16 protein-coding genes are annotated in these 21504 nt (G+C 62.6%); 7 read left to right on the top strand and 9 right to left on the bottom strand.

The annotated features are described in order from the left end of the window. Window positions 1-530 precede the first annotated feature (530 nt). Window positions 531-689, top strand: a complete 159-nt coding sequence (locus EN943_RS37580) for a hypothetical protein (RefSeq protein WP_164778110.1) — start codon at window positions 531-533, stop codon at window positions 687-689. 569 nt (window positions 690-1258) lie between these two features. Here EN943_RS37580 and EN943_RS07320 read toward each other — a convergent pair. The 7 genes from EN943_RS07320 to EN943_RS07290 form a co-directional block, all read right to left on the bottom strand. Then, entirely contained in the window at window positions 1259-2575 is a 1317-nt protein-coding gene (locus EN943_RS07320) for an O-antigen ligase (RefSeq protein ID WP_127412100.1), read from the bottom strand. Between the two features lie 253 nt (window positions 2576-2828). Next, window positions 2829-3932: an acyltransferase gene (locus EN943_RS07315; RefSeq protein WP_127412099.1), complete on the bottom strand. Its 1104-nt coding sequence runs from the start codon at window positions 3930-3932 to the stop codon at window positions 2829-2831. After that, complete coding sequence (locus EN943_RS07310) at window positions 3929-4999, bottom strand: SGNH/GDSL hydrolase family protein (protein WP_127412098.1); 1071 nt, start codon at window positions 4997-4999, stop codon at window positions 3929-3931. The genes EN943_RS07315 and EN943_RS07310 overlap by 4 nt, the downstream gene beginning before the upstream one ends. A 151-nt stretch (window positions 5000-5150) precedes the next feature. Then, a complete protein-coding gene (locus EN943_RS07305) occupies window positions 5151-5978 on the bottom strand; it encodes an SDR family NAD(P)-dependent oxidoreductase (RefSeq protein ID WP_127412097.1) in 828 nt (275 codons plus the stop codon). 57 nt (window positions 5979-6035) lie between these two features. Continuing rightward, window positions 6036-6545 carry an acetone carboxylase subunit gamma gene (locus tag EN943_RS07300; protein WP_127412096.1) on the bottom strand — a complete coding sequence of 170 codons (510 nt, stop codon included), beginning with the start codon at window positions 6543-6545 and terminating at the stop codon, window positions 6036-6038. Beyond that, the gene (locus EN943_RS07295; protein WP_127412095.1) at window positions 6542-8746 is read right to left on the bottom strand and encodes a hydantoinase B/oxoprolinase family protein; all 2205 of its coding nucleotides are present in this window, start codon (window positions 8744-8746) and stop codon (window positions 6542-6544) included. Before EN943_RS07295 ends, EN943_RS07300 begins: the two co-directional genes overlap by 4 nt. Before the next feature lie 12 nt (window positions 8747-8758). Beyond that, window positions 8759-10918: a hydantoinase/oxoprolinase family protein gene (locus EN943_RS07290; RefSeq protein ID WP_127412094.1), complete on the bottom strand. Its 2160-nt coding sequence runs from the start codon at window positions 10916-10918 to the stop codon at window positions 8759-8761. Window positions 10919-11030: 112 nt separating this feature from the next. Between EN943_RS07290 and EN943_RS07285 the strand changes: the two genes are divergently transcribed. The 4 genes from EN943_RS07285 (at window position 11031) to EN943_RS07270 (ending at window position 17244) form a co-directional block, all read left to right on the top strand. Continuing rightward, the gene (locus EN943_RS07285) at window positions 11031-11810 is read left to right on the top strand and encodes a LuxR C-terminal-related transcriptional regulator (RefSeq protein ID WP_127412093.1); all 780 of its coding nucleotides are present in this window, start codon (window positions 11031-11033) and stop codon (window positions 11808-11810) included. Between the two features lie 264 nt (window positions 11811-12074). After that, window positions 12075-14249, top strand: a complete 2175-nt coding sequence (locus tag EN943_RS07280) for an alpha-ketoacid dehydrogenase subunit alpha/beta (protein ID WP_127412092.1) — start codon at window positions 12075-12077, stop codon at window positions 14247-14249. Window positions 14250-14332: 83 nt separating this feature from the next. Then, the gene (locus EN943_RS07275; protein WP_164778112.1) at window positions 14333-15895 is read left to right on the top strand and encodes an ABC transporter substrate-binding protein; all 1563 of its coding nucleotides are present in this window, start codon (window positions 14333-14335) and stop codon (window positions 15893-15895) included. A 119-nt stretch (window positions 15896-16014) separates the two neighbouring features. Continuing rightward, the gene (locus tag EN943_RS07270) at window positions 16015-17244 is read left to right on the top strand and encodes an aminotransferase class III-fold pyridoxal phosphate-dependent enzyme (RefSeq protein WP_127412090.1); all 1230 of its coding nucleotides are present in this window, start codon (window positions 16015-16017) and stop codon (window positions 17242-17244) included. Window positions 17245-17277: 33 nt separating this feature from the next. Here EN943_RS07270 and EN943_RS07265 read toward each other — a convergent pair whose 3' ends face one another. Further along, window positions 17278-18015 (bottom strand): GntR family transcriptional regulator, encoded by a 738-nt coding sequence (locus EN943_RS07265; protein WP_127412089.1) that lies wholly within the window; start codon window positions 18013-18015, stop codon window positions 17278-17280. Between the two features lie 116 nt (window positions 18016-18131). Between EN943_RS07265 and otnK the strand changes: the two genes are divergently transcribed. Together otnK and EN943_RS07255 are read left to right on the top strand one after the other, a co-directional pair. Then, on the top strand, window positions 18132-19484 hold the full coding sequence (gene otnK / locus EN943_RS07260; protein WP_127412088.1) for a 3-oxo-tetronate kinase: 1353 nt from the start codon (window positions 18132-18134) through the stop codon (window positions 19482-19484). After that, entirely contained in the window at window positions 19484-20122 is a 639-nt protein-coding gene (locus tag EN943_RS07255; RefSeq protein ID WP_127412102.1) for a class II aldolase/adducin family protein, read from the top strand. The genes otnK and EN943_RS07255 overlap by 1 nt, the downstream gene beginning before the upstream one ends. A gap of 102 nt (window positions 20123-20224) precedes the next feature. Here the strand turns inward: EN943_RS07255 and EN943_RS07250 are convergent, their stop codons facing one another. Further along, window positions 20225-21496, bottom strand: a complete 1272-nt coding sequence (locus EN943_RS07250) for a CaiB/BaiF CoA-transferase family protein (protein ID WP_127412087.1) — start codon at window positions 21494-21496, stop codon at window positions 20225-20227. Between the last annotated feature and the right edge of the window lie 8 nt (window positions 21497-21504).

Genomic DNA, 21504 nt, shown 5'->3' with positions numbered 1-21504 from the left:
ACCGCACCTCATTCCTGCTGACCTCTTCACCAGGCGATGATCGCTTGGAGTGCGTTGCGACCGCGACACATCGATCTCGATGGTAGAGCAAATCCCGGAAACGCACGAGACGTTTCCGTCCGCAATTGCGTCAGAGCGGCTCGCCGTTCAGCGAACGGCGGACCGGTCTAGGGAATATCCCTGTGCTGCCTCAGGTGCTTACCTCATGGCCTCGTCGCTGAACTTTCGCCATCGATAGCCTTTGCATGAATTCCCCTGGCAGACAGCTCACGCGTGCTCCTTCGATGAAAAAGCGATCAATGGTTCGTGCTTGTGAGGCCCGGCTCGTCCGTCGACCTTGTTCAAGGAAGCATCTTTTCGTTCTTGTCGCAGCTTTTCAGATGGGCTCCGCAAGCCCATTGACTGCCTCCGAAAATTTTCGGCTCCCCATTACGGCGCCGACGCCAACACCACGGCCGCAGGACCCGGCATGCGCCAGCGACTGCTCACAAGACGCCGACAACAGAGACCGGTTGCCACGGAAGGCGGCGATGTCGATCGGCGGCGCATCGCAGCCGATGCCGGCGTATCGCAGGAATGTCCGAGTTGTCGGCCCGAGATTCCTGCCCGATGCATCCCAGTCCGTTGAACTGAACGGCGAAACCGCGGCACGAGCGAGAGACATGATGAAGCTCGAAAATGCTCAATGATGCGACAGGCGCCAGCTATGCGCGTTCGGCACCCACCCACCGAGGGGAGAACAGGTTGACCGAAAATGGAGGCCAACACTCCGAACCTATCGAGCAGAGGAATGACGTCGCTCGATTTCAGCAATGGGATCGCGAGGAGATTACGTGGAAATCTTTCCGTGACGCCCCCGCCGGATTTCAAATACTCACCATAGCAGGGCTTTCATTTTGTATCGTGTGTGCGGTGGTTATGACGGGGCTTGCCGTTCGTGCCATCCTTGTAAGCTTCATCTGAAGATTCCGTCGCAAAACACAGCTGATCGGGACTTATCCGCGAAGCTGTGTCTCCGTGACAGGACGCTACGGCATGCGGAGGTAAGCTGACGGTCTCTGGTCGATCGTCAACGTGCTCGTCGGGCAGCCGAATGTTCGATGGGGCTCTTGGATTTGACCTTTTGCAGGCAGAGAAGCTGCTCGACCTGCTCAACCACCGATACATCAAGGGCAGGAAGGCGCGCCGGCCCCGCCCAGCTAAAATCGGTCCGCTGGGAAAGCCCCTCGCGACCCGACGTCGGACCGCGAGATGACGCTCATGAAGGGCCGGCGACCGCCGGACGGCCGGCATGCCGGGGCCAGTCAGCCTCACCAGTGGCCGCATCCGCCGGCTCCAGCGCCTGGGACCGCCGTGTGCGGGTGGTAACGGGCAGCCGCGCCAGCTTGAAGAAGCTGAAATACATCAGAAAGGAGCCCGTAAAGTAGGGGTTGAGTATCTCGACCTCGACGAAGGAACGAATCAGCAGCAGCACCATCACGCCGGCGAGAACCACCGGATCGGCCTGCCATGTCCTGAAGACCACTGCCGAGACGTGGCCGTAGAGCGTGCGCAGCACGATCAGCGATACCAGCGTCGCCCCGACGAAGCCGAGCTCGACGAGAGCCTCGATATAGGTGTTGTGGAAGTGGAAGCCAGTGCGAGTGGTGATATAGAACTCGTTCCACAGCCGCTCGGCTTCGGCGAAGCCCTGCACCCAATAGGCGGCATAGCCGACGCCGAGAATCGGCGATTTCTGCACGGCATTCCAGCCCTGCTCCCACAGATAGGTCCGTCCGGTGAGCGTCGAATCCTTGCCGAAGAGGCCGAGGACGAAGTCCATAAGCCCGAGATTCAAGGCGACAAAGGCAGTCACGACCAGCAGGCCGGCGCCGATCAGGAAAATCACCCGGCGGTAGCGCCGTGACAAAAGTTTGCTCATCGCAAGAAGCGTCACCAGCGCCAGAACCGCCGGTATAGAAGCCATCGAGGTGGCGGAATGCGAGACGAACAGCAGATAGGCCGATAGCAGAATGAGAGGCGCTGTAAGCATGAGGCTCAGCCGGCCGCGCCTGTAAAAGGCAAGGAACACCACGCTGAAATATATGCCGAGCGAGGCAACAAAACCGAGCTGGTTCTTGGAGGCAAACGCGCCGACGAAATTGTAGGTGCCGTCGAGAACATCGTCGGAATAATTGCCGACCCGCAACGAATAAAGCAGGATGAAGAAAATCCCGACCAGGGCACCTATCGTCAATGTGCGCACGCTGACGGCGCGCGCCGCGATGTAGGCACAAGCGATGTGAGAGAGGTACTGGAACGCCGTCCTTGCCGTGGTGCCCGGCGCAGCCGACCAGAAAACCGAGAAGCAGACATAGGCGGCAAACAGCAGCGGCAGCCAGGCGCTGGACAGATGCCGCAGAAACCGCCGGTAGTCGACCAGGACCAGTGGAAGCCAGACCGCGTAGTAGGCCAGGATCAGTGCCTGACCGAAAATGAACGAATAGGAAAACGCCCAGATCGAGACGGCTACGGCAAAGGCGCCATAGACCGAGTTCTTCTCGGGGTCGACCAGCAGGGACTTTGGAATCTTCATCTCAGAGTCCCGCCGGCACGACCCAGTGCCGGCAAGCCATGAGCCGGCCGGAATTTTCGCAGACAGGGGCGTGCAATAAACGGCTTCTCCATTGTGCAGTGCAATATAACCTATCGTGCCCTGCGCTCAATGGCAAATCCGGTCAACTTATCTTACGCGAATTGGCCAAGCGGCGGATACCGAGTCGTCGCACCTTCGAACGGGGCGATCGCCACAAATCCAGAGGCAGTGCGCGGCCTGTTTCCGTCGCGAGTCAGATATGATTTTCGGTTTTCCTAGGCGTCGAGGAGGCTTGCCTACGGCCTGCCGAGCCATTGAAGAGACTCTGCGCGGGTCGCTCGATCATTGTATAAAGGACAATGGATACCGCTATGGACAGCGCGCATGCCACGATGGCAGCCAGCCCCTGCGCCATCAGCCCCGAATGATGCGGTAGCAGTTTGCTCGCCAGCTGGATTACATAAGGGTGCGAGAGGTAGAGCGAGTATGATGCATCTCCGAGCAAAACCAGAAATGTTATCGCGCGCGTCCGGGTTGGCGACCAAGACAAAGCGGCGGCGGTTAAAAGCACGGCAGGGATGCCGTTCGCCAGAAGCCAAGGCAAGCCAGGCATCATTTGCCGTATGGCTATTGTCGCCCCGAAAATTGCAAGCATAAGCCAAGTACGTCCCACGAAAATTTTCGTACCATGCACATATGCCAAGTAAAGTAAGATGCCAAAAACAAATTCCAGGATCAGTGGATTGGTGTAGAAGCGCCAAGCGACATTTTCACTCTGGATGAATTGATCCGCCGCTACGAGAATCACTATGAACATGGATGGCGGCAGTGGGCCGCGCAGGCCGGCAGCTATGCACGCAGCATATATTGCATAGAAGAACATCTCATAATTAAGGCTCCAGCCGAGGAAGAGCAGCGGCTGAATCGACCCGTCGAGCTTTTCGAACGGGATGAAGAACAGTGATTTCAGGATCGTTTCGCCGCTCACGACGGTCGAATTCAGCAGACCGGGTTTCATCAGCGCAATCACCACGATACCTGCCGTCAGCGTCCAATATAGCGGAACGATACGAACCAGGCGGCGGCGACAGAATTGCCAGGCGCCTTTGGCCTCATCGGTCGTGTAAGCGATTATGAATCCACTGATTACGAAGAATATATCAACGCCTGACGCTCCGAAGGCAAAGATATTGCTCTTAAAACCAAACTCTATTTGAAAGCCGCTTCCAATGTGGAACAATACCACCGCAAAGGCGGCGACGAACCTTAGAACTTGGAGCCCGAGCAGCTTGCGACGAACATTGCTGCTACCCGGCACCGTTCGTGATTCTACGGCGACCGTCGAAGCTACAGTCATTTTGTCTCTTCCCAGCCAAGGTCGGCCTTCACACGGGCCTCAAGTTCGTCCGCCATATGACCCTGGCCGATTTCATTTGGATGCGAGTCGCAGCCGCGTGACGCAACTCCTCGCGGACTATCGAATCGTATCAGAGCAATTTTTCTTTCACCCGCGGCACGACGGACCGCCACGGCCTTGTTCACGGCCGAAACCGCGGCATCAAGGTCAGCGCCCCAAAGCATCGGGCCGATACCGGCATAGATCATTGCGTCAGGCGCGTTGGCGCGCAATTGGGCAAGCAAGTCCGCGTAGCGTGCGACAAAATCGGGCGGCCGCGCGCCGCCGCTGAAATCGTTGCTGCCGAGATGCACGACAATGACACTGGTATCAGGCAGTTGTTCCCGGTCTGGACGTGACGGCAGCAGTCGCGTGTAGAGGTCGCTCATCGTTGCGTTTGTGCTGCCATCATAATTGCGGACAAGACCCTTCCCGGACGCTGCAAGCGTCGTGACGTCTGCTCCAAAGCGGCGCGCCACGACTGCGGCAAAGGTCAAGTACTGGTTCTCGGTATCGGCGCTAAACCGGCATTTGGCGTCCTTGCCCTCGACGCCGTAACCAGCCGAGATGGAGTCGCCAATGACTAGAAAGCTGCGGGTTTTCGGCTGCGGCGGCAGAAAAGATCCGTCGGTCCGAATATCCTTGAGAACAGTCGCGCCGAATGACGCTTCGGTTCGGCGGACAAGACGTACGGCGTGCCGGGCAGCCACCGTATCCGATAAGACCCTGTAGGTGTGTTCGCCCTTCTTCAAGTCGAGGCGGGATACAGAACCGTCAACGTCAACGACCATGCTGTTCCGACCTGTGTCGTCAAGCACTACGTCGAGCCATGCCCCTTGGAATTCGACCTCGATGGCAGTTCCCGGCCATTCGAATGTGGCTTCGGTTCCCGTCGCTAAAAAGCGACCAACCAGCCGGGCGCCGTGCAACTCCGATTCCCCGGCAAGCGCACAGCGATCGGTGAGCCCATTTAACCCAGCTGCCGCCAATACGGCTATCAGGAATGGCCGAAGACCGGCTACTTTCATCTAGGATCAGCCTGTGAGAATGGCGAGCGCTACAAGAACAGTAAACACCTTTTCTCGCAGATGCGAAAGAACTTTCTCGCACATGCGAGATGCAGGGCGCGCGCGAAAAATGAACATCCGTCCCAAGGACGCCGCCCATCCGGCAGGAGCGCTACCACAGCGCTCCGCCGGTGATCTGTATGTTTTCCATGGTGATGCCCTTGGCGAGATCCGAGCACAGGAACACCGCCAGAGCGGCAATCTCCTGCGGCTGCAGTATTCGCTGCTGCGGGTTGCCCCCGGCGATCTCGGCCATCGCTTCTTCTGCCGTGCGCCCCTTGCCTTCGCGCTCGACGACCTGCGCCACATTGCGGCGCATCAGTTCGGTCTCGACCCAGGTCGGGCTGATCATGACGCAGGTGACGCCGTGCGCCGCTCCTTCCAGCGCCACGCAGCGCGTGAGGCCGAGAAGGCCGGCCTTGGACGCACAGTAGGCAGGGTTGTCCTTCCAGCCAACCGAAGCGGCAGTCGAGCCAATGTTGACGATGCGGCCCCAGCCGCGCTCGATCATGCCGGGCAGAACCGCGCGGGTAGTGCGGAAGGCGCCGGTCAGGTTGGTGTCGACGATCTTGTCCCACAGCGCGTCGGAATGGCCGCAGACCGGCTGCTCCGCGGTCGTCCCAGCGGCATTGACCAGGATATCGGCGGGGCCGATGGCCGCTTCGGCGTCCGCGGCGAAACGGTTGGTGACGTCGCTGTCGCGCACGTCGAGATGGGCGGCGTGAACCCTTGTTCCATGGGCGGCAAGAGCCGCACTCACGCGCTCGATCTCGTCCGCGCCTGGATAATAGGCGGCGTCTGATCTGTCGGCGCCGGCGGGTGCGATGTAGGAGCCGACGGCGACATTGGCACCGGCTTCAGCCAAAGCCGTGGCAATGGCAAAGCCCATGCCCGAGAACCCCCCGGTCACGATGGCACTGCGGCCGGAAAGGTTGTTCATGGCGCACGCTCTCCGCTTCGTTCCGGACAGGCAATCAGGCCTGACCGGATTTGGCAATCACACCGGCGCAGCCCCCATTTCCTGGAGCGGTTTGCCCAGCCATTCGCGATAGAAGCCTTCGAGGTCGGGCTCGAAATCGTGGACTATGGGATAACCGGGTGCCGCCGCTTCAACCTCGTGCAGCGTGCCGCACTGCGGACAGATGAATTCACGGATTTCCATCCATTCGGGATCGGGGAGATCGCTGTTGGGATAGATCTCGCGCAAAGCCTCCTCGGTGTTGCGCACATGAATAGCGGCGTTGAGCTTCCAGTTCTTGCGATAGTCGCCAAAGGAGTGGCCGCATTCGCAGCGGGTGATGCGCTCATCGCCGCTCTGGCAGATGAACAGATGGTCGGAGACCGGCAGCAGGATCGGATCCTTCCAGGCGACGCGGTCCTGATAGACGGCGACCATCCTGAAGAAACGGTCATCGTCCTTGTAGGCGCTCATGATGCGCCTTGTCTGTGGCCAGGGCAGCTTGCCTGCGGCCAGATCACCCAGGACTTCCTTGCTGTATGAGGTCATGGCTTTGCTCCCGGCGTGAAGATCGATCTGGCGTCGACGTTCCAGAAATCGCTGAATTCCCTGGTGAAGCGCGACGACAGCTTGATCGCGCTGGCGAACATTTTCTTCACCTCCGGGGCGAAGTCAGCCTTTTCGACACGGCCACGCTCCTTGGCGATCCAATCCGCCACTGGGATCGCCTTGGCCAGACGCTGCCTGCGCATGGCGGCGCGGCGCTCGACGGTGGCGTCGATATCGGCGATGGGATAACCGTCTTCATCGTCCTTCAGCACAATGCCGAAAACCTGGTCAGCCGCTTGCCGGGTGAGAAAGCCGTTCTCGACGTCCCAGGCAGTCTTGATCGGATCGCGCTCCAGCACGTCGCCATAGCCGCCGCCGCCATTGTAAGAATGGCTGAAGATATCGCCGGATTTGTGCGGCGAGGTGATGTAGGGCCCCTCGACCACGACATGGTCGCCGCCGATGTTCCGCTCGTAGTCCGAGACATGCGGATCGATGCCGGGCGCATGCGCCAGCGGTTCGCCTTTTGCCGCCAGTTCGTGAATGTCTGAGTTGCGCACGGCGCGATGCTTCTGGCAGGTCGGCGCCGGATAGCCGCCGCACATGCCGGCGTTGTCGAACACGCGCGAGGAGTGCTCAGAGGTGTGGAGCCGCAGATGCGAGGTCTTGTTGATCAGCCAGGTGGAGACGAAGGAACAGCCGCCGCGATATTTGCCGGCGCCGCCGGAGTTGGGCACGATCGAACGGCCGATATAGACCATCGGCATCGACTGTTCCCAGACCTCGATGTTGCCCATGTCGGATTCCGGATTCCAGCCGACATAGGCGGTGTCGAGACCATCCTTGATGGCAAGCGCACCGGAGCCGGCGGCGGCACATTCGAAATGCGCCATGCCGAACGGCGTGCCGTATTGGCTTTCGCCACCCATCTCGATCATCGGGCTGTTGACCTGACCGACGAAGGCCTCCTCGACAAAGCCGCGCGCGACAAAGCTGCGCGACAAAAGCCGCTGGAAGACGCCATAGGCCGGCAGCAGCAGGGCCCATGAGGTGGCGGTCGCCACCATTTCGTTGTCGGGGTTGGTCCAGGTGCCGTGCGGCAGTTTCAGTTCGGTCGCCATCCAGGCGCCGTCATTGACCAGGCCTTCGAAATTCATGTGCTGGGTCAAGGTGACGAACATGCCACCATCCATGCCGGCTGGCGTGCAGTTCATCGAATGGTAGCCCCAGGGCTGCGTGCCCTCGAAGTCCATGGTGATCTTGCCGTCGGTGGTGATCTCCATCTCGATCGGGATGTTGTAGAGCCAGTCGGGATCGCCGAGCAGCTGGAAGCCGGGCTTTCCCGCCGTGACGTGGCCGTAAAAAGTGTGACCGCGATAGATGCCGGGCACGGTGAGCTGGCGGGCGCGGGCAAGCTGGGCGCGGCGGCCTTCCTCGATGAACTCCTTCGACACCTTCATCCAGTAGTCGAGGCCGATCTCGGAGATCAGCTGCTTGACGCTTTCGCGCATGTCGATGCAGGAGGCTACCTTGGCCTTCTCATCCAACACCCAGTAGATCGGCATGCGCAGATTGCGCTCGCAGCGGATGACGTAGTCGCGGCGGATTTCATCGTTCTCGCCGATCTTCTCGGCGCAGACGAACAGGCCTTCGGTGAAGCGCTCCTGAGCGAGACAGACGTCGCCGCCAGGCGTGATGCCGCCGGCTTCCAGCTCGTGGCAGACGGCGCCCGCCCAGCCGACCAGCGTGCCTTCATGGAAGATCGGCACCACGTCCATGACGTCGGGCACCTGCACGGTGCCGATGAAGGCGTCGTTGTTGGCGAAGATATCGCCTTCGCGGATGCGCGGGTTGTCCTCGTAGCCGTTTTTGATCATCCATTTGATGAAGCGGCTCATCGTATGGACATGCACCATGATGCCGTTGGAGAGCGCGATGGCGTCTCCCTCGGGGGTGTAGATGGCGACCACCATTTCGCCGACCTCGCGCACGCCGGGCGAGGCCGAGATGCGGCGGGCCATTTCGCGTGCCGAGACGCAATAGGCGCGCAGCTTGGTGTGCAGCGTCTCGAATTTCAGCGGATCCTGGTTGCGCAGCGTGAGTTCCGTGATGCCGTCATAGCAACCGGTCTCTTCCATCAGCCGCTCGGAATCGAGCAGCCTTTCGCGAAGGCGCAGGGCCGAAGCAGGTTTGTCCAACATGGCGATGCCCTCTCAAGCGTGGGTGTAGTGCAGCAGCGTCCATTCATCGACATGGACGCGGTCCTGCGGATGAACGACGAGCGTGGTGGCGGGATGTTCGATGATGGCCGGGCCGATCACTTCGTGGCCGGGCTGCAGCAGATCCATCTCGTAGAGATTGGCCTTGTGCCAGCGCCCGCCGATGTAGGCCTCGCGCACACCCTTGTGGGCGGAAGCAGGATTGGAAGCGCCGAGGGGTCGCTTGAGCAGCACCGGCTTGACCTTGTCAGCGGTGGCGATCAGCCCGAGTTCGGTGATGGTGAAGCCGGCTTCGCCATAGCGCGACACGCGGTGGTTGACCTTGGCGTAGACTGCCTCGAACTCGTCGATCACCTTGCGCATATCGTCGGCCGAATTGACCTCGGCCAGCGGCGCCATGACTTCGACATCCTCGAGCTGGCCGGTGTAGCGCATCATCAGAAACGGCACGGTCCTGATCTTCTCGCGGGCATGGCCGTCGGCGATCATCTCGTCAACCGCCGCCTTGGTCAGGTCGTTCCAGACCGTGGTGACCTTGGCGCCGAAGGCGGCCAGCGTTGCCTCGTCGGCGCGTGACGGGATGTCGTGCTGCGTCGATACCGAATGCCGGCGCATGAAATCGGCGGTGGTGCAGCCGAAGGCGGAAAAAGCGGCGGCGAACTGGAAGGTGATGATGTCCTTGAAGCCGATGCCCCTGGAGCAGCCGGCCAGATGCAACGGGCCGGAGCCGCCATAGGACAGCAGCGTGAACTCGGAGGGGTGGATGCCTTGACCCGAGATGACCCGGCGCAACGCGTTGTTGGCATCGGACTCCAGCATGTCGATCATGCCTTCGGCGGCTTCCTCCAGCCCGACGCCCAGGATGTCGGAGCATTTCTCCTGGAAGGCGCGGCGGGCCTTTTCGACCTGCAGCACGACCTTGCCGCCGAGGAAATAGTGCGGATTGAGGCGACCGAGAATGGCGTCGCAATCGGCGATGGTCGGTTCGGTGCCGCCGCGATCGAAGCAGATCGGACCGGGATCCGAGCCGGCGCTTTCCGGCCCGAGACTGACCTTCTTGGTCAGCGGGTCGACCTTGAGGATCATGCCGGCGCCGGCGCCGATCGTGTCGAGATGCAGCGTCGGCACGTTGAGCTTGAAACGGTCCATCAGCGGCTCGTTCTCGATCCGCGTCTGGCCGCGTGTGATGACGCCCATGTCGAAAGAGGTGCCGCCCATATCGGAGCAGATCAGCGAATCATTGCCGATCAACTTGCCGACATAGGCAGCACCGAGGATGCCGCCGATCGGGCCGGAGATCATGGTTTCATGCAGGCGCGGATGGTTGATCGACGTCAGGCCGCCGAAGGAGAGCAGCGTCTGCACGCCATATTTGAAGCCGTATTTCTTCGAGACGTCCTCGATGCCCCTAAGCTGCTTGCGGCCACGCGAAGTCGCGTAGGCCTCGATCAGCACCGAGTTCAGCCGCGACTGCTCGCGGATGACCGGGCGGACCTCATGGCTGGTGTAGACGATGATGTCGGCGCCGGCCTTGTCGACCTCCTCACGGCAGATCTCGGCGATGCGCTTCTCGTGCACCGGATTGACATGCGAGAAGATGGTCATGATGCAGATCGCTTCGACCTTGTCGGCGATCAGTTTTTTCACGGCGGCGGAGACCTCATGTTCGTAGAGCGGCAGCACGATGTCGCCGAACTGGTCGATGCGCTCGGTGACCCCATGGGTGCGGCGGCGCGGCACCAGCGGATCGGGATGATGGTGGGTGACCGCATGCAGCCGGTCGGCGTAGGAATAATCGGCCCAGGCCTGCAGCCCGCGGCCCATCAGGATCATGTCCTCGAGGCCCTTGGTGGTGATCAGGCCGAGCCGACGGCCGGTGCGCGACAACAGCGTGTTAAGCATGCCGGTGCCGGAATAGAGCACGACGTTGACGCCGGAAAACAATGATTCCAGCGAGATGCCCCAGGCATCCGCCGCGTCCTCCGCCGAGGCCAGGAAACCTTCGGCTTCGTTCTTCGGCGTGGTCGCAGACTTGCCGATCTTGAAGTGGCCGTCCTGATCGACAAGGATCGTGTCGGTCATGGTGCCGCCGGCGTCGATGCCGATGACGATTGGGTTGCCGACAATAGGGGCGGTGAGATTGGGTTGGGTCACGGTCGCCTCGGGATCTGGTCTAGGTTGACACCAGGCTAGATTCGATGGGCGGCTTCGCGCCATATGCCTAAAGACATAATGACGGTTGGGCTGACATCGCCGAGAAAAGGGCATGCGCATGGGGACCATCTGGGCGCCGCTCGCCAGGGCGATCGCCGCCACCGGCACGGACAGGCATGTCGACTGCCTGATCGACCTGATCGGCGCCGACATCGAGCACGACCTCGTTACGGTGACGCGCTATTCGGCGACGCAGACGCCGGAATTCATCAAGCACCGGCGCTTCTCGGACGAGATGGTCCGGCGCTATCTAGACAACTACTACGTCTTCGACCCGTTCTATGCCTCGTGGCGGCGCGAGCGAAGGCTGGGCATCATGCCGCTGAAACGGCTTGCCGACGACGAGGCCAAGCGCGGCCAGTATATAGCCGGCTTCCTGGCGCAGTCGGAGATCTGCGACGAGGTCGGCATCATGCTGGCCGACGGCGGCGACTGGTGCCTCGGCATCTTTCTTGATCGCTCGACCACCCCATTCAAGGATAGCGAGATTGCCCTGCTGGATGAGCGGCTGCCGGTATTCGCAGCGCTGCACGCGCTCGACATCAAGGCGCGCGGAACCGAATTCTCCCGCACGTCGGCGCCGACAGGCCCCGGCGCATCGCCCCGGCAGGAGCCGACCATTCCGGCCAGCCTGTGGCCGGAGCTGTCGCTGCGCGAGCGGGAATTGGTCCAGTTGATCCTCGCCGGCCACCCGACGGCCAACATCGCCGAGCGCCTCGCCATCACCGTCGGCACGGTCAAGAACCATCGCCGGCGCATCTACGAGAAGCTCGACATCACCACCGAGCGGGAATTGTTTTTGCAGTTTTTTCAGCACCGGGCGGAGCGGTAGCCGAGCGTCTACCCTGCCGATCCGCCAGCAAGCTCCCGCCGCAAATCGGTGCTCTGGCTTATCTCTGGAATGGCCAAAAGCGCGCCTCAAAATTCCTCTTGCGGAACGCCGCCATCCCGGCTTAGTCTCGGCCTCGGGCAGAAAATGAAATTTAATTCCATTTATTGACGAGTCTGCAGGTCACAGCCTTTCGAAGAAAATGCTCGGACGCAATCGACTGAGAAAATATTTGATATATCATCTACCAGAACGGAACTAGCTGACATGGTCCAGCAGACATCGATCCAGCCATCGGCGCCCTGGTTGCGGCTAGAGGTCGATGATTCGGACTGGAACGATGCCGAGGTTTCGAGCCTGCTGCGCTGGTATCACCAGATGCTGCTCGTCCGCCGTTTCGAGGAAAAAGTGCTTGACCTTGCCAATGCCGGGCTGGTGCATGGTCCGGCGCATGCCAGCATCGGCCAGGAGGCGACGGCGGTCGGCGCCATGTCCGTGCTCGGCACCGGCGACCGCATCAACGGCACCCACCGCGCCCATCACCAGGTCCTGGCCAAGCTTGTCAACGCGCAGACGCCCGGCGGATTCGACCCGCTGCATGACGCTTTCAACCCGGACATGCAGGGCTCGGTGCGCGGCCTGATGGCCGAGATCATGGGCCTCAAGTCAGGCTATTGCGGCGGCCGTGGCGGCTCGATGCATATGCGCGACGATACCTCCGGCATACCGGGCACCAGCGCCATTATCGGTGGCAACCTGCCGCACGCGGCCGGCTATGCGCTGGCCGACAAGCTGCTCGACACCGGCAACATCTCGGTCGCTTTTTTCGGGGACGGTACGATGATGGCGGGGCCGGCCTATGAGGCGATGAACATCGCCGCACTCTACCGGCTGCCGGTGATCTTTTTCGCCGAAAACAATCTCTATGCGGTCTCGACACACATCAAGGAGCAGACGCGCGAGACGCGGCTGGCCTCGCGCGGACCCATGCTCGGCTTTCACGGCATCGAATGCGACGGCATGGATGTGGTGGCGGTCCATCACGCCATGCGCGAGGCACGCCGGACGATCGAGGAAGACGGCGGCCCGGTGCTGGTCGAGGCGCTTTGCTACCGTTTTCTGCACCAGAGCGGCGCCCGTCCCGGCAGCGAATTCGGCTACCGCACCAAGGCCGAAGAGGATGCCTGGAAAGCGCGCGATCCACTGGTCACGATGGCCGCTCGCCTGAAAACGATGGGCATTCTGAACGCTTCGGAACTCGGGACACTCGACCAACGCGTCATGGAGGTGGTCAACACCGCCGCCGATTCGCTCACCGAGATGAGTGGCAACGCGCTGCGCATTCCCGACCATCTGTGGCCAGACCCAGGCGGCGTCGACAACCAGATACGCGGTGATCTTTCCGAGCTGAGAGACGAGCGTTTCCTCGAGATCGAGGACGTGCCGCCTGCCGACACCAGGCCGGTCAAGTTCATGGTTGCCGCGTCAGAGGTGATTGCGCGCGCCATGGAGCTGGATGCGCGCATCATCATCATGGGCGAGGATGTGCACCGTCTGCGCGGCGGTGTTTCGGGCGCCACAAAGGGTGCGCTGGAACGCTGGCCGGAGCGTGTGCTGGCAATGCCGATCGCAGAGAACGGTTTTGTCGGCGTGGCGCTGGGTGCAGCACTTTGCGGCCTGCGGCCGATTGTCGAGATCATGTTCGGCGACTTCTGCCTGGTGGCCGCCGACCAGCTGTTCAACGCAGTCAGCAAGGTGCGCCACATGTTCGGCGGCGGCTTCCCGGTGCCGATCGTGGTCAGGGTGCGCGTCTCGCCGCACACCGGCTACGGCTCGCAGCATTCGGGCGATCCGTCCGGGCTTTTCGCCCTGTTTCCCGGCTGGCGCATCGTCGCCCCGACGACGCCCTTCGACTATATCGGCCTGATGAATTCAGCACTGAAATGCGACGATCCGGTCGTCGTCATCGAGCATGTCGAACTGTTCCCGAGCGAGGGGCCTGTGCCTGCGGATGACCGCGACTATTGCGTGCGGCTCGGCAAGGCGAAGATCGTCAGGCCGGGCAGCGCCTGTACACTGCTCACCAGCGCCAGCATGGTTGCCGTCGCCAGCCAGGTGGTCGAGGAGACCGGCATCGACGCCGAGATCGTCGACCTGCGCAGCCTCGACCCGACCGGACTCGACTGGCCGCTGGTGGAGGCCTCGATCCGCAAGACCAACCGGGTGGCCGTCGTCGAGCAGGTGCAGCGTGGGCTGTCGCTTGGCGGACGGCTGACACAGGAGATTCAGGATCGCGTGTTCGATTATCTCGATCACGAGATTCTGCATGTGACGGGAAGCCTCTCGGCTCCCGTCGTATCGGCCCCGCTCAACCGTGCCGCACTGGGCGGCGCTGAAAAGCTCAAGGCCGCGCTTCAATCCCTCACTGCCGTGGGTGGATAGAGCGAACGCATTGCCACAAGATCCGACAAGAAAATGGGAGAACTGACATGACCATCCTACCGAGAAACAAGACCAGGGCGACGATGCTGGCAGCGGTGCTGCTGGCCACCAGCGCCTTCTGGGCACCAGCCACCTTCGCGCAGGACAGCAAGCCGCTGGTCATCGCGCGCAACATCGACCTCAACTCGCTCGATCCGCACCGCGCTTTCTGCGACACCTGCCAGATCTACAATTCCAGCGTCTATGAATCGCTGCTGACACTGGACAAGGACAACAAGCTGATCCCGCTGCTCGCCTCGAAGTGGGAAGGTAATGCCGACCAGAGCAGCTTCACCTTCACGCTCGACCCGGCCGCCAAATTCTCGGATGGTTCGCCGGTCGAAGCCAAGGACGTCAAATGGTCCTGGGAGCGGCTGAAGAACCTCAAGGGCAGCGCCTCGTTCCTGATGGACAATGTCGCCTCGATCGAGACCCCGGACGCGCATACGGTCGTCGTCAAGATGGTCGCGCCGAGCTCCGAATTCCTCAACATCGCGGCGGCGCCCTACGCAGCTGTCGTCAACAGCAAGGTCGCTTCCGAAGCCGGCGCCAAGGCCGATGCGGACGCTTCGACGACAGACAATGCCGAGGCCTGGTTCCTGGCGCATTCAGCCGGCAGCGCACCGTTCGTGCTGAAATCCTATGAGCCCAATTCGGAACTGCGGCTGGCGCGCAACGACAAATACTGGCGCACCGCGCCGGCGCTGAGCGAAGTCGTCATCCGGCAGACCAAGGATGCGGTGGCGCAGGCGCAGATGCTGCAGAGCGGCACGGCCGACATCGCCATGCAGATCGACCCGGACACGGCCAAGACGATGACCGGCAGCGACGTGAAAATCGAGACCGTGCCGTCCTACAACTTCATCTATGTGGCGCTGTCGCCCGGCGCCAAGGCCAACAAGGTGCCATTGACGCCCGAGGTGCGCGAGGCGATCTCGCTCGGCCTCGACCGTCCGAGCATCCTCGACTTCACCATCGGCTCCGAGGGCCAGTTGATCAGCGCGCCGATCCCGCTCGGCTTCCCCGGCGGTTCGGGCTTCGAGGCGCAGCCCTATGACGTCGCCAAGGCAAAGGAACTTCTGGCCAAGGCCGGCCATGCCGACGGCTTCGAGATGGAAGCGGCGTTCCCCGGCATGAACGTCTATGGCGTCGATCTGTCGCTTCTAATGCAGAAGGTCCAGCAGGATCTGGCCAAGATCAACATCAAGCTCGACCTGCAGCCGATCCCCTTCGCCAACTGGCGCGAACGCGTCAATGGCGACGGCATCCCGATGACGGCGGTGTTCTACGCGCCGGACTATTACGGCACCTCGCAATACATCGACTATTTCGCCATGACCAAGGGCAGCCCGTGGTCGCGCCGCGCCGGCGCGGAGCGCGACCCGTCGGTGCTCAACCCGAAGGAAGCGGAGATCTACAAGGCAGCCCTTGCGGCAAGCGGCGACGAGGCCGCCAAGCTCTGGCACCAGGCCGGCGAAGAGATGATCAAGGACAGGATCATCCTGCCGTTGATCAGTCCTAACCTGATCCTGGCCTACAAGTCGGACGTCAAGGGCATACGCTACAGTGCCTGCTGCAACCTGCCGCTGGCGGAACTCAGCCACTAGGCGAAAAGAAGCGGGAGGCGGCCAGACGCCCTCCGCTTCCTCATCCTGGACGACCAGCAAATCCTGCTCTTCCAGCGCCAAAATCAATATATGATATATCAACGTGCGGAGACCTCGCTATGCCTTCCCTGATCAACTCCAAGGACCAGTTGCTGCGCGAGCGCGCGGCCTCGGTCATTCCGGGCGGCATGTGGGGACACATGGCGACGCGCTATCTCGGCTCCGCCTATCCGCAGTTCTTCGAGCGTGCCGACGGCTGCCGGGTCTGGGACGTCGACGGGCGCGAATACATCGACCTGATGTGCAGCTGGGGCCCCAACATCCTCGGCCATCATCACCAGGCAGTCGAGGCGGCGGCCGAGCGGCAGCGTCGCCTCGGCGATGCGATGAACGGCCCGGGTGAAGTGCTGGTCGAGCTGGCCGAACTGCTGGTCAAGACGGTCGCGCATGCCGACTGGGCGATGCTGCAGAAGAACGGCACCGATGCCACCACAGCCTGCGTGACGATCGCACGCGCCGGCACCGGCCGGCGCAAGGTGCTGGTCGCGCGCGGCTCCTATCACGGCGCCGTGCCGTGGTGCACACCCTCGCTCGCCGGCGTCACCGCCGAGGACCGCGCCCATCTGATCCATTTCGACTACAACGATATTGCCAGCCTTGAGGCAGCCGTCGAGCAGGCCGACAACGATCTCGCCGCTGTCGTGGTGACCGCCTTCCGGCACGACATCGCCCGCGACCAGGAACTGCCGACCGCCGCCTTCGCCAGACGGGCGCGCGAGCTCACCATCGCCGCCGACGCGGCGCTGATCGTCGATGATGTCAGGGCCGGCTTCCGCATCGACCTCGCCGGCAGCTGGGAGCCACTCGGCGTACGGCCGGACCTTTCCGCCTTCTCGAAGGCGATCGCCAATGGTTATCCGCTTGCCGCGATCACCGGCACCGACCGGTTCCGCGAAGCCGCTACCAAGGTCTATGTGACGGGGTCGTTCTGGTATGGCGCCGTCGCCATGGCCGCCGCGATCGCCACCATCAACACGCTGCGCGACACCGACGCTATCGCCCGCATGACGCAGACCGGCGACAGGCTGCGCTCAGGTCTCGACGCGGCGGCGAAGAAGCATGGCCTTTCGCTGCGCCAGACAGGTCCGGTGTCGATGCCGATGGTGCTGTTCGACGAAGATGCCGAATTCAAGCTGGCCAATGCCTTCTGCTCGGCCGCCTTGCGCGAAGGCGCCTATTTCCATCCCCGGCACAACATGTTCCTGAGCGCCGCGCACACCGCAAAAGACATAGATCTCGCGCTGCAGGCTGCCGATGCCGGCATGGCTGCTGCGGCGCAGGTGGCGTGACCGGCGCCGATGCGGTGGGAAAGAACAGACTGTTCAGCCGGCGGCCGACACCAGTCGGCCGTTCTGCGCGGCGCGGCGCAGTTCCTCCGGCGTGACCGCACCGTCGTTCAGCCGTTCGAGAACCTGGACCAACAGGCGGCCGCCTTCGATCATGTCCTGCTGAATGCCCTTGCGCACGCCGTTCTCGTCGCGGGCGCGCAGCGCGTCGAGGATGTCGAGATGCCGGTGGCGGCCGTCATAGGTCGGCCGCGCGTGCGGGTACTGATAGTTCACCAGCGGTCCGTTGCGCAGCCAGATGCCCTCGATGATCGCCAGCAGCTCCGGCATTTGCGCCGCCTGGTAGATAGAGTGGTGGAATTCCCAATTGTCGCGGACGGCTTCGAACCAATGGCCATGGTCCTCGTTGGCAATCAGTTTCTCATGCACCGCCGCCAGACGGTCGATCTCGCGCGGCTCGATGCGCGTCGTCGCCGCTGCACCCGCCATGCCTTCGAGATGCAGCCGGATGCTGCGCAGTTCCAGATATTGGGCCAGCGACAACTGGGCGACGGTGATCGAGCGGCCCGCCTCCATCTCCAGACCCTTTTCGCGGACCAGCTGCATCAGCGCCTCGCGGACTGGCGTCTCAGAAACCTGAAGGCTGGCGGCAAGGTCGCGGATCTTGAAGCGATGGCCCGGCCAGAAACGGCCTTCCATCATGGCGCGGCGAAGCTCCTCGTAGACACGCGTCGTCAGATTGTCGCGCGCGATCGGCGCGATAGAAGCAGTCACATCCGCTCTCCGTTCTTGCAACAGCGCAGGTGTCGCCTGCGTCGCGTGGCCTGTGTATATGATACCACGAATGGCCTGACCACCGACATGAAACCGGCAGACATGAGACGGGCCGCATGACCGCGTCGATGCCTTCCCTGCTGTTCGGCGCCATTGCCGACGACCTGACCGGCGGCACAGAACTGGCGTCGATGCTGGTGGCGCGCGGCATTCCAACGGGATGCACGGTCGGGCTGGACGCGCCGATCCCATCAGGCAATCTCGCCCATGTGATCCTGCTCAAGACCCGCGTCATCGCGGCCTGCGATGCGGTGCGCCAGGTGCTGGAGGCAGCGGACCGGCTGGTGGAAGCGGGCGCGCGGCAGATCTTCTTCAAATACTGCGCCACCTTCGATTCAACACCAGCCGGCAACATCGGCCCTTGCGCCGAAGCGCTGCTCAAGCGGCTTGGCGGCGGCGTCACGCTGTTCGCCCCTGCGCTGTGTGAGACCGGCCGCACCGTCTATCAGGGGCATATGTTCGGCGGCGCTCAGCTGCTGGCTGAATCGCCCAAGCGCTTCGATCCGCTGACGCCGATGACCGATTCAAATCTGGTGCGCGTGCTGCAGGCGCAGAGCAAGGGCAAGGTCGGACTGGTGCCCTATCCCGTCGTCGATGCCGGCGCTCAGGCCATTCGCAGCGCCATAGGAGAGCACAGCGCGCGCGGCGAGACGCTGCTGGTCACCGACACGATCCGCGAGCGCGACCTGGCGGCGATCGCGGAAGCGACTTTCGACCTGCCGCTGATGACCGGCAATTCCTCAGTCGCTGCGCATCTGCCACCGGCCTGGCTCACGCATGGGCTGCTGAATTCAGGCGATCTCCTTGCCGCCAGCCTGCCGGCCGTCGAAGGGCCGGCAGCGGTGCTGGCCGGCAGCGTCGCCGACCGCACCATCGAACAGCTCGAACGCTTTGCGCAAGACAATCCACTGCTGACGATCGACCTTGCCAGCGCCTTTGCCGGCGCCGATGTCGTGGCCGAAGCGCGTGCCTTCGCCCAGCAGCATTTGCCCGGCACGATGATCGCCATTGCCACGACAGCGCCGCAAGCGACGGTCGAAGCGCTGCAGCAGGCGCACGGCCGCGATGTGGTGGCGGCAAGGGCGGAAGAGATCCTGGCCGGGATCGCACAAATTCTTGTGCTCGATCTCGGTGTGCGGCGGCTGGTCGTCGCCGGCGGCGAGACCGCCGGTTCGGTGGTCAAGGCGCTGGGCATCGACCGCATCGCCATGGGGGCCTATGAGGGCCCCGGACTGTCGCGCGCCATCGCCCACCTCCCCGGCCTGCCATCCGATCCGCTGGCGCTGATGCTGAAATCGGGGAAGCTCGGCGGCCCCGATATCTTCACCGACGTTTTGCGAGACATGACACGGCCGAGCACTATTGCGCCGGCAATCGACACATGGCCCCCGGCAAGGAGAGCATCGTGATGGATCTCGAAATCGAGCGCACGAGCCTGATCACCGCGACGCAAACGCTGGACGCCAGCGGGATGAATGTCGGCACCACCGGCAACATCAGCGTGCGTACGACAAGCGGCATGCTGATCACGCCGACGGGAATAGCCACGAGCGCCTTGCGGCCGGAGCAGATGGTGGCGATGCAGCTCGATGGATCCTGGGAAGGTGCATTCCGGCCGTCGAGCGAATGGGAAATGCATGCCGAAATCTACAAGGCGTTTCCCGAGGCCGGCGCCGTCGTGCATGCCCATCCCGACCATTGCGTGGCACTGTCGTGCCTACGCGAAGGACTGCCGCTGTTCCACTACATGGTGGCGGGTTTCGGTGGCGATGATGTGCGCTGTTCGGACTATGCGCTGTTCGCATCAAGCGAACTGGCGAAGGTCGCCGTCGTCGCGCTCAAGGACAGATCGGCCTGCCTGCTCGCCAATCATGGCATGATCGCCTTCGGCGGGGATCTCGACACGGCACTCATTCGCACCATCAAGCTGGAAACCCTGGCGCGGCAATATCTTTTGGCGCGTAGCGCCGGCACGCCGGTGCTGATCGAGGGCACCGAGATTGCCGCCATTCGCGGGCGCTACAAGAATTACGGCCAGCAGAAGTAGCCGGCCGAGCAATTCCGGGAACGGCTCTTCGCGCTCTTGAAGTGAAGAACCACTCAGTCGACCCGCAAATGCGAGACGAGGGCTGCCACGTTCCGTGGAAAATCAGGCGAGGATCGGTTCGGCTGCAGGCGCATAGACGCTGACAGCCCCGGAGCCGATCAGTTGGTCGATGGTCTCGGCGCTGTAGCCGAGCACGTCGGCCAACACGGCAGCTGTGTCCTGGCCCAGCATCGGCGGCGCGGTGAAGTCGGCGGCCAATTGCGCGGCAAGTCCCTGCGCCGGGCGCACCATGGCGACGGAACCGAGATGCGGATGCGGCAAGGTCTGGACGAGGCCGCGCTCGCGCACATTGGGACTGTCGAAGACTTCCGGTATCGATTTTACCGTGCCGGCCGGCACGCTGGCGGCGGCACAGGTGGCCATCCAGTGGTCACGTGGCTTGGTCTTGAAGACTGCGGCAAGCTGCGGGATCAGCGCCTCGCGGTTGGTGGCCCGCGCTCCCGCCTTGATGAAGCGCGCATCCCTAGCCAGATGTGGCAAGTGCACAACCTGCTCGCACAGCGCCGCGAACTGACGATCGTTGCCGACGGCCAGCGCGAAGCCGCCGTCGGAAGCTTCGAATATCTGGTAGGGAACGACTGTCGGATGCGCATTGCCGTAGCGGGCGACCTCGCGGCCGGTGTTGAGGTAACCGCTGCCGACATTGATCAGCAGGCTGAGCGCGCAGTCGATCAGCGACAGGTCGAGGAACTGGCCCTTGCCGGTCGTCGCGCGTTCGAAAAGCGCTGCCAGGATCGACTGCGTCGCGACCATGCCGCAGACGATATCGGTGATGGCGACGCCGACGCGCATAGGCTCGCCATTGCTCTCGCCGGTGATGGCCATCAGGCCGCTTTCGGCCTGCATGACGAAATCATAGCCGGGCCGTCCGGCATCGGGCCCGGTCTGGCCGTAGCCGGAGATCGAGCAGTAGATCAGGCGCGGGTTTGAGGCGCTGAGTTCCTTGAAACCGACGCCGAGGCGGTCGGCGGTGCCGGAGCGGAAATTCTCGACGACGATGTCGGCCTTGGCCGCCAGCTCGCGCACGATCGCCAGCCCCTGCGGGCTCTTCATGTCGAGTGCGATGCTCTGCTTGCCGCGATTGGCGCAGAGATAGTAGGTCGAGACACCCTTGTAGCTCGGCACCGACCACGCCCTGGTGTCGTCGCCGCCATCGATGTTCTCGATCTTCCAGACCTCGGCGCCGAGATCGGCAAGGCTCATCGTCGCCCACGGCCCGGCCAGCACACGCGAGAGGTCGAGAACCTTGATGCCTTCGAGCGGCAAGCGTGCGGGTCCTGCCGTACCGGCATTTTCGGAATGGTCCTCAGTCACGATCAAAA

This window comes from Mesorhizobium sp. M7A.F.Ca.US.006.01.1.1 (genome assembly GCF_003997935.1).
Lineage (GTDB): Bacteria > Pseudomonadota > Alphaproteobacteria > Rhizobiales > Rhizobiaceae > Mesorhizobium.
The sequence above is the reverse complement of the archived record's forward strand: the minus strand, read 5'-3'. Positions and strand labels throughout refer to the sequence as shown.

Coding starts and splice junctions, on each gene's coding strand:
- EN943_RS07315 (WP_127412099.1), bottom strand. CDS start 3,932: ATGACTGTAGCTTCGACGGTCGCCGTAGAATCACGAACGGTGCCGGGT.
- EN943_RS37580 (WP_164778110.1), top strand. CDS start 531: ATGTCGATCGGCGGCGCATCGCAGCCGATGCCGGCGTATCGCAGGAAT.
- EN943_RS07275 (WP_164778112.1), top strand. CDS start 14,333: ATGCTGGCAGCGGTGCTGCTGGCCACCAGCGCCTTCTGGGCACCAGCC.
- EN943_RS07310 (WP_127412098.1), bottom strand. CDS start 4,999: ATGAAAGTAGCCGGTCTTCGGCCATTCCTGATAGCCGTATTGGCGGCA.
- EN943_RS07295 (WP_127412095.1), bottom strand. CDS start 8,746: ATGTTGGACAAACCTGCTTCGGCCCTGCGCCTTCGCGAAAGGCTGCTC.
- otnK (WP_127412088.1), top strand. CDS start 18,132: ATGACCGCGTCGATGCCTTCCCTGCTGTTCGGCGCCATTGCCGACGAC.
- EN943_RS07305 (WP_127412097.1), bottom strand. CDS start 5,978: ATGAACAACCTTTCCGGCCGCAGTGCCATCGTGACCGGGGGGTTCTCG.
- EN943_RS07280 (WP_127412092.1), top strand. CDS start 12,075: ATGGTCCAGCAGACATCGATCCAGCCATCGGCGCCCTGGTTGCGGCTA.
- EN943_RS07285 (WP_127412093.1), top strand. CDS start 11,031: ATGCGCATGGGGACCATCTGGGCGCCGCTCGCCAGGGCGATCGCCGCC.
- EN943_RS07270 (WP_127412090.1), top strand. CDS start 16,015: ATGCCTTCCCTGATCAACTCCAAGGACCAGTTGCTGCGCGAGCGCGCG.
- EN943_RS07300 (WP_127412096.1), bottom strand. CDS start 6,545: ATGACCTCATACAGCAAGGAAGTCCTGGGTGATCTGGCCGCAGGCAAG.
- EN943_RS07255 (WP_127412102.1), top strand. CDS start 19,484: ATGGATCTCGAAATCGAGCGCACGAGCCTGATCACCGCGACGCAAACG.
- EN943_RS07320 (WP_127412100.1), bottom strand. CDS start 2,575: ATGAAGATTCCAAAGTCCCTGCTGGTCGACCCCGAGAAGAACTCGGTC.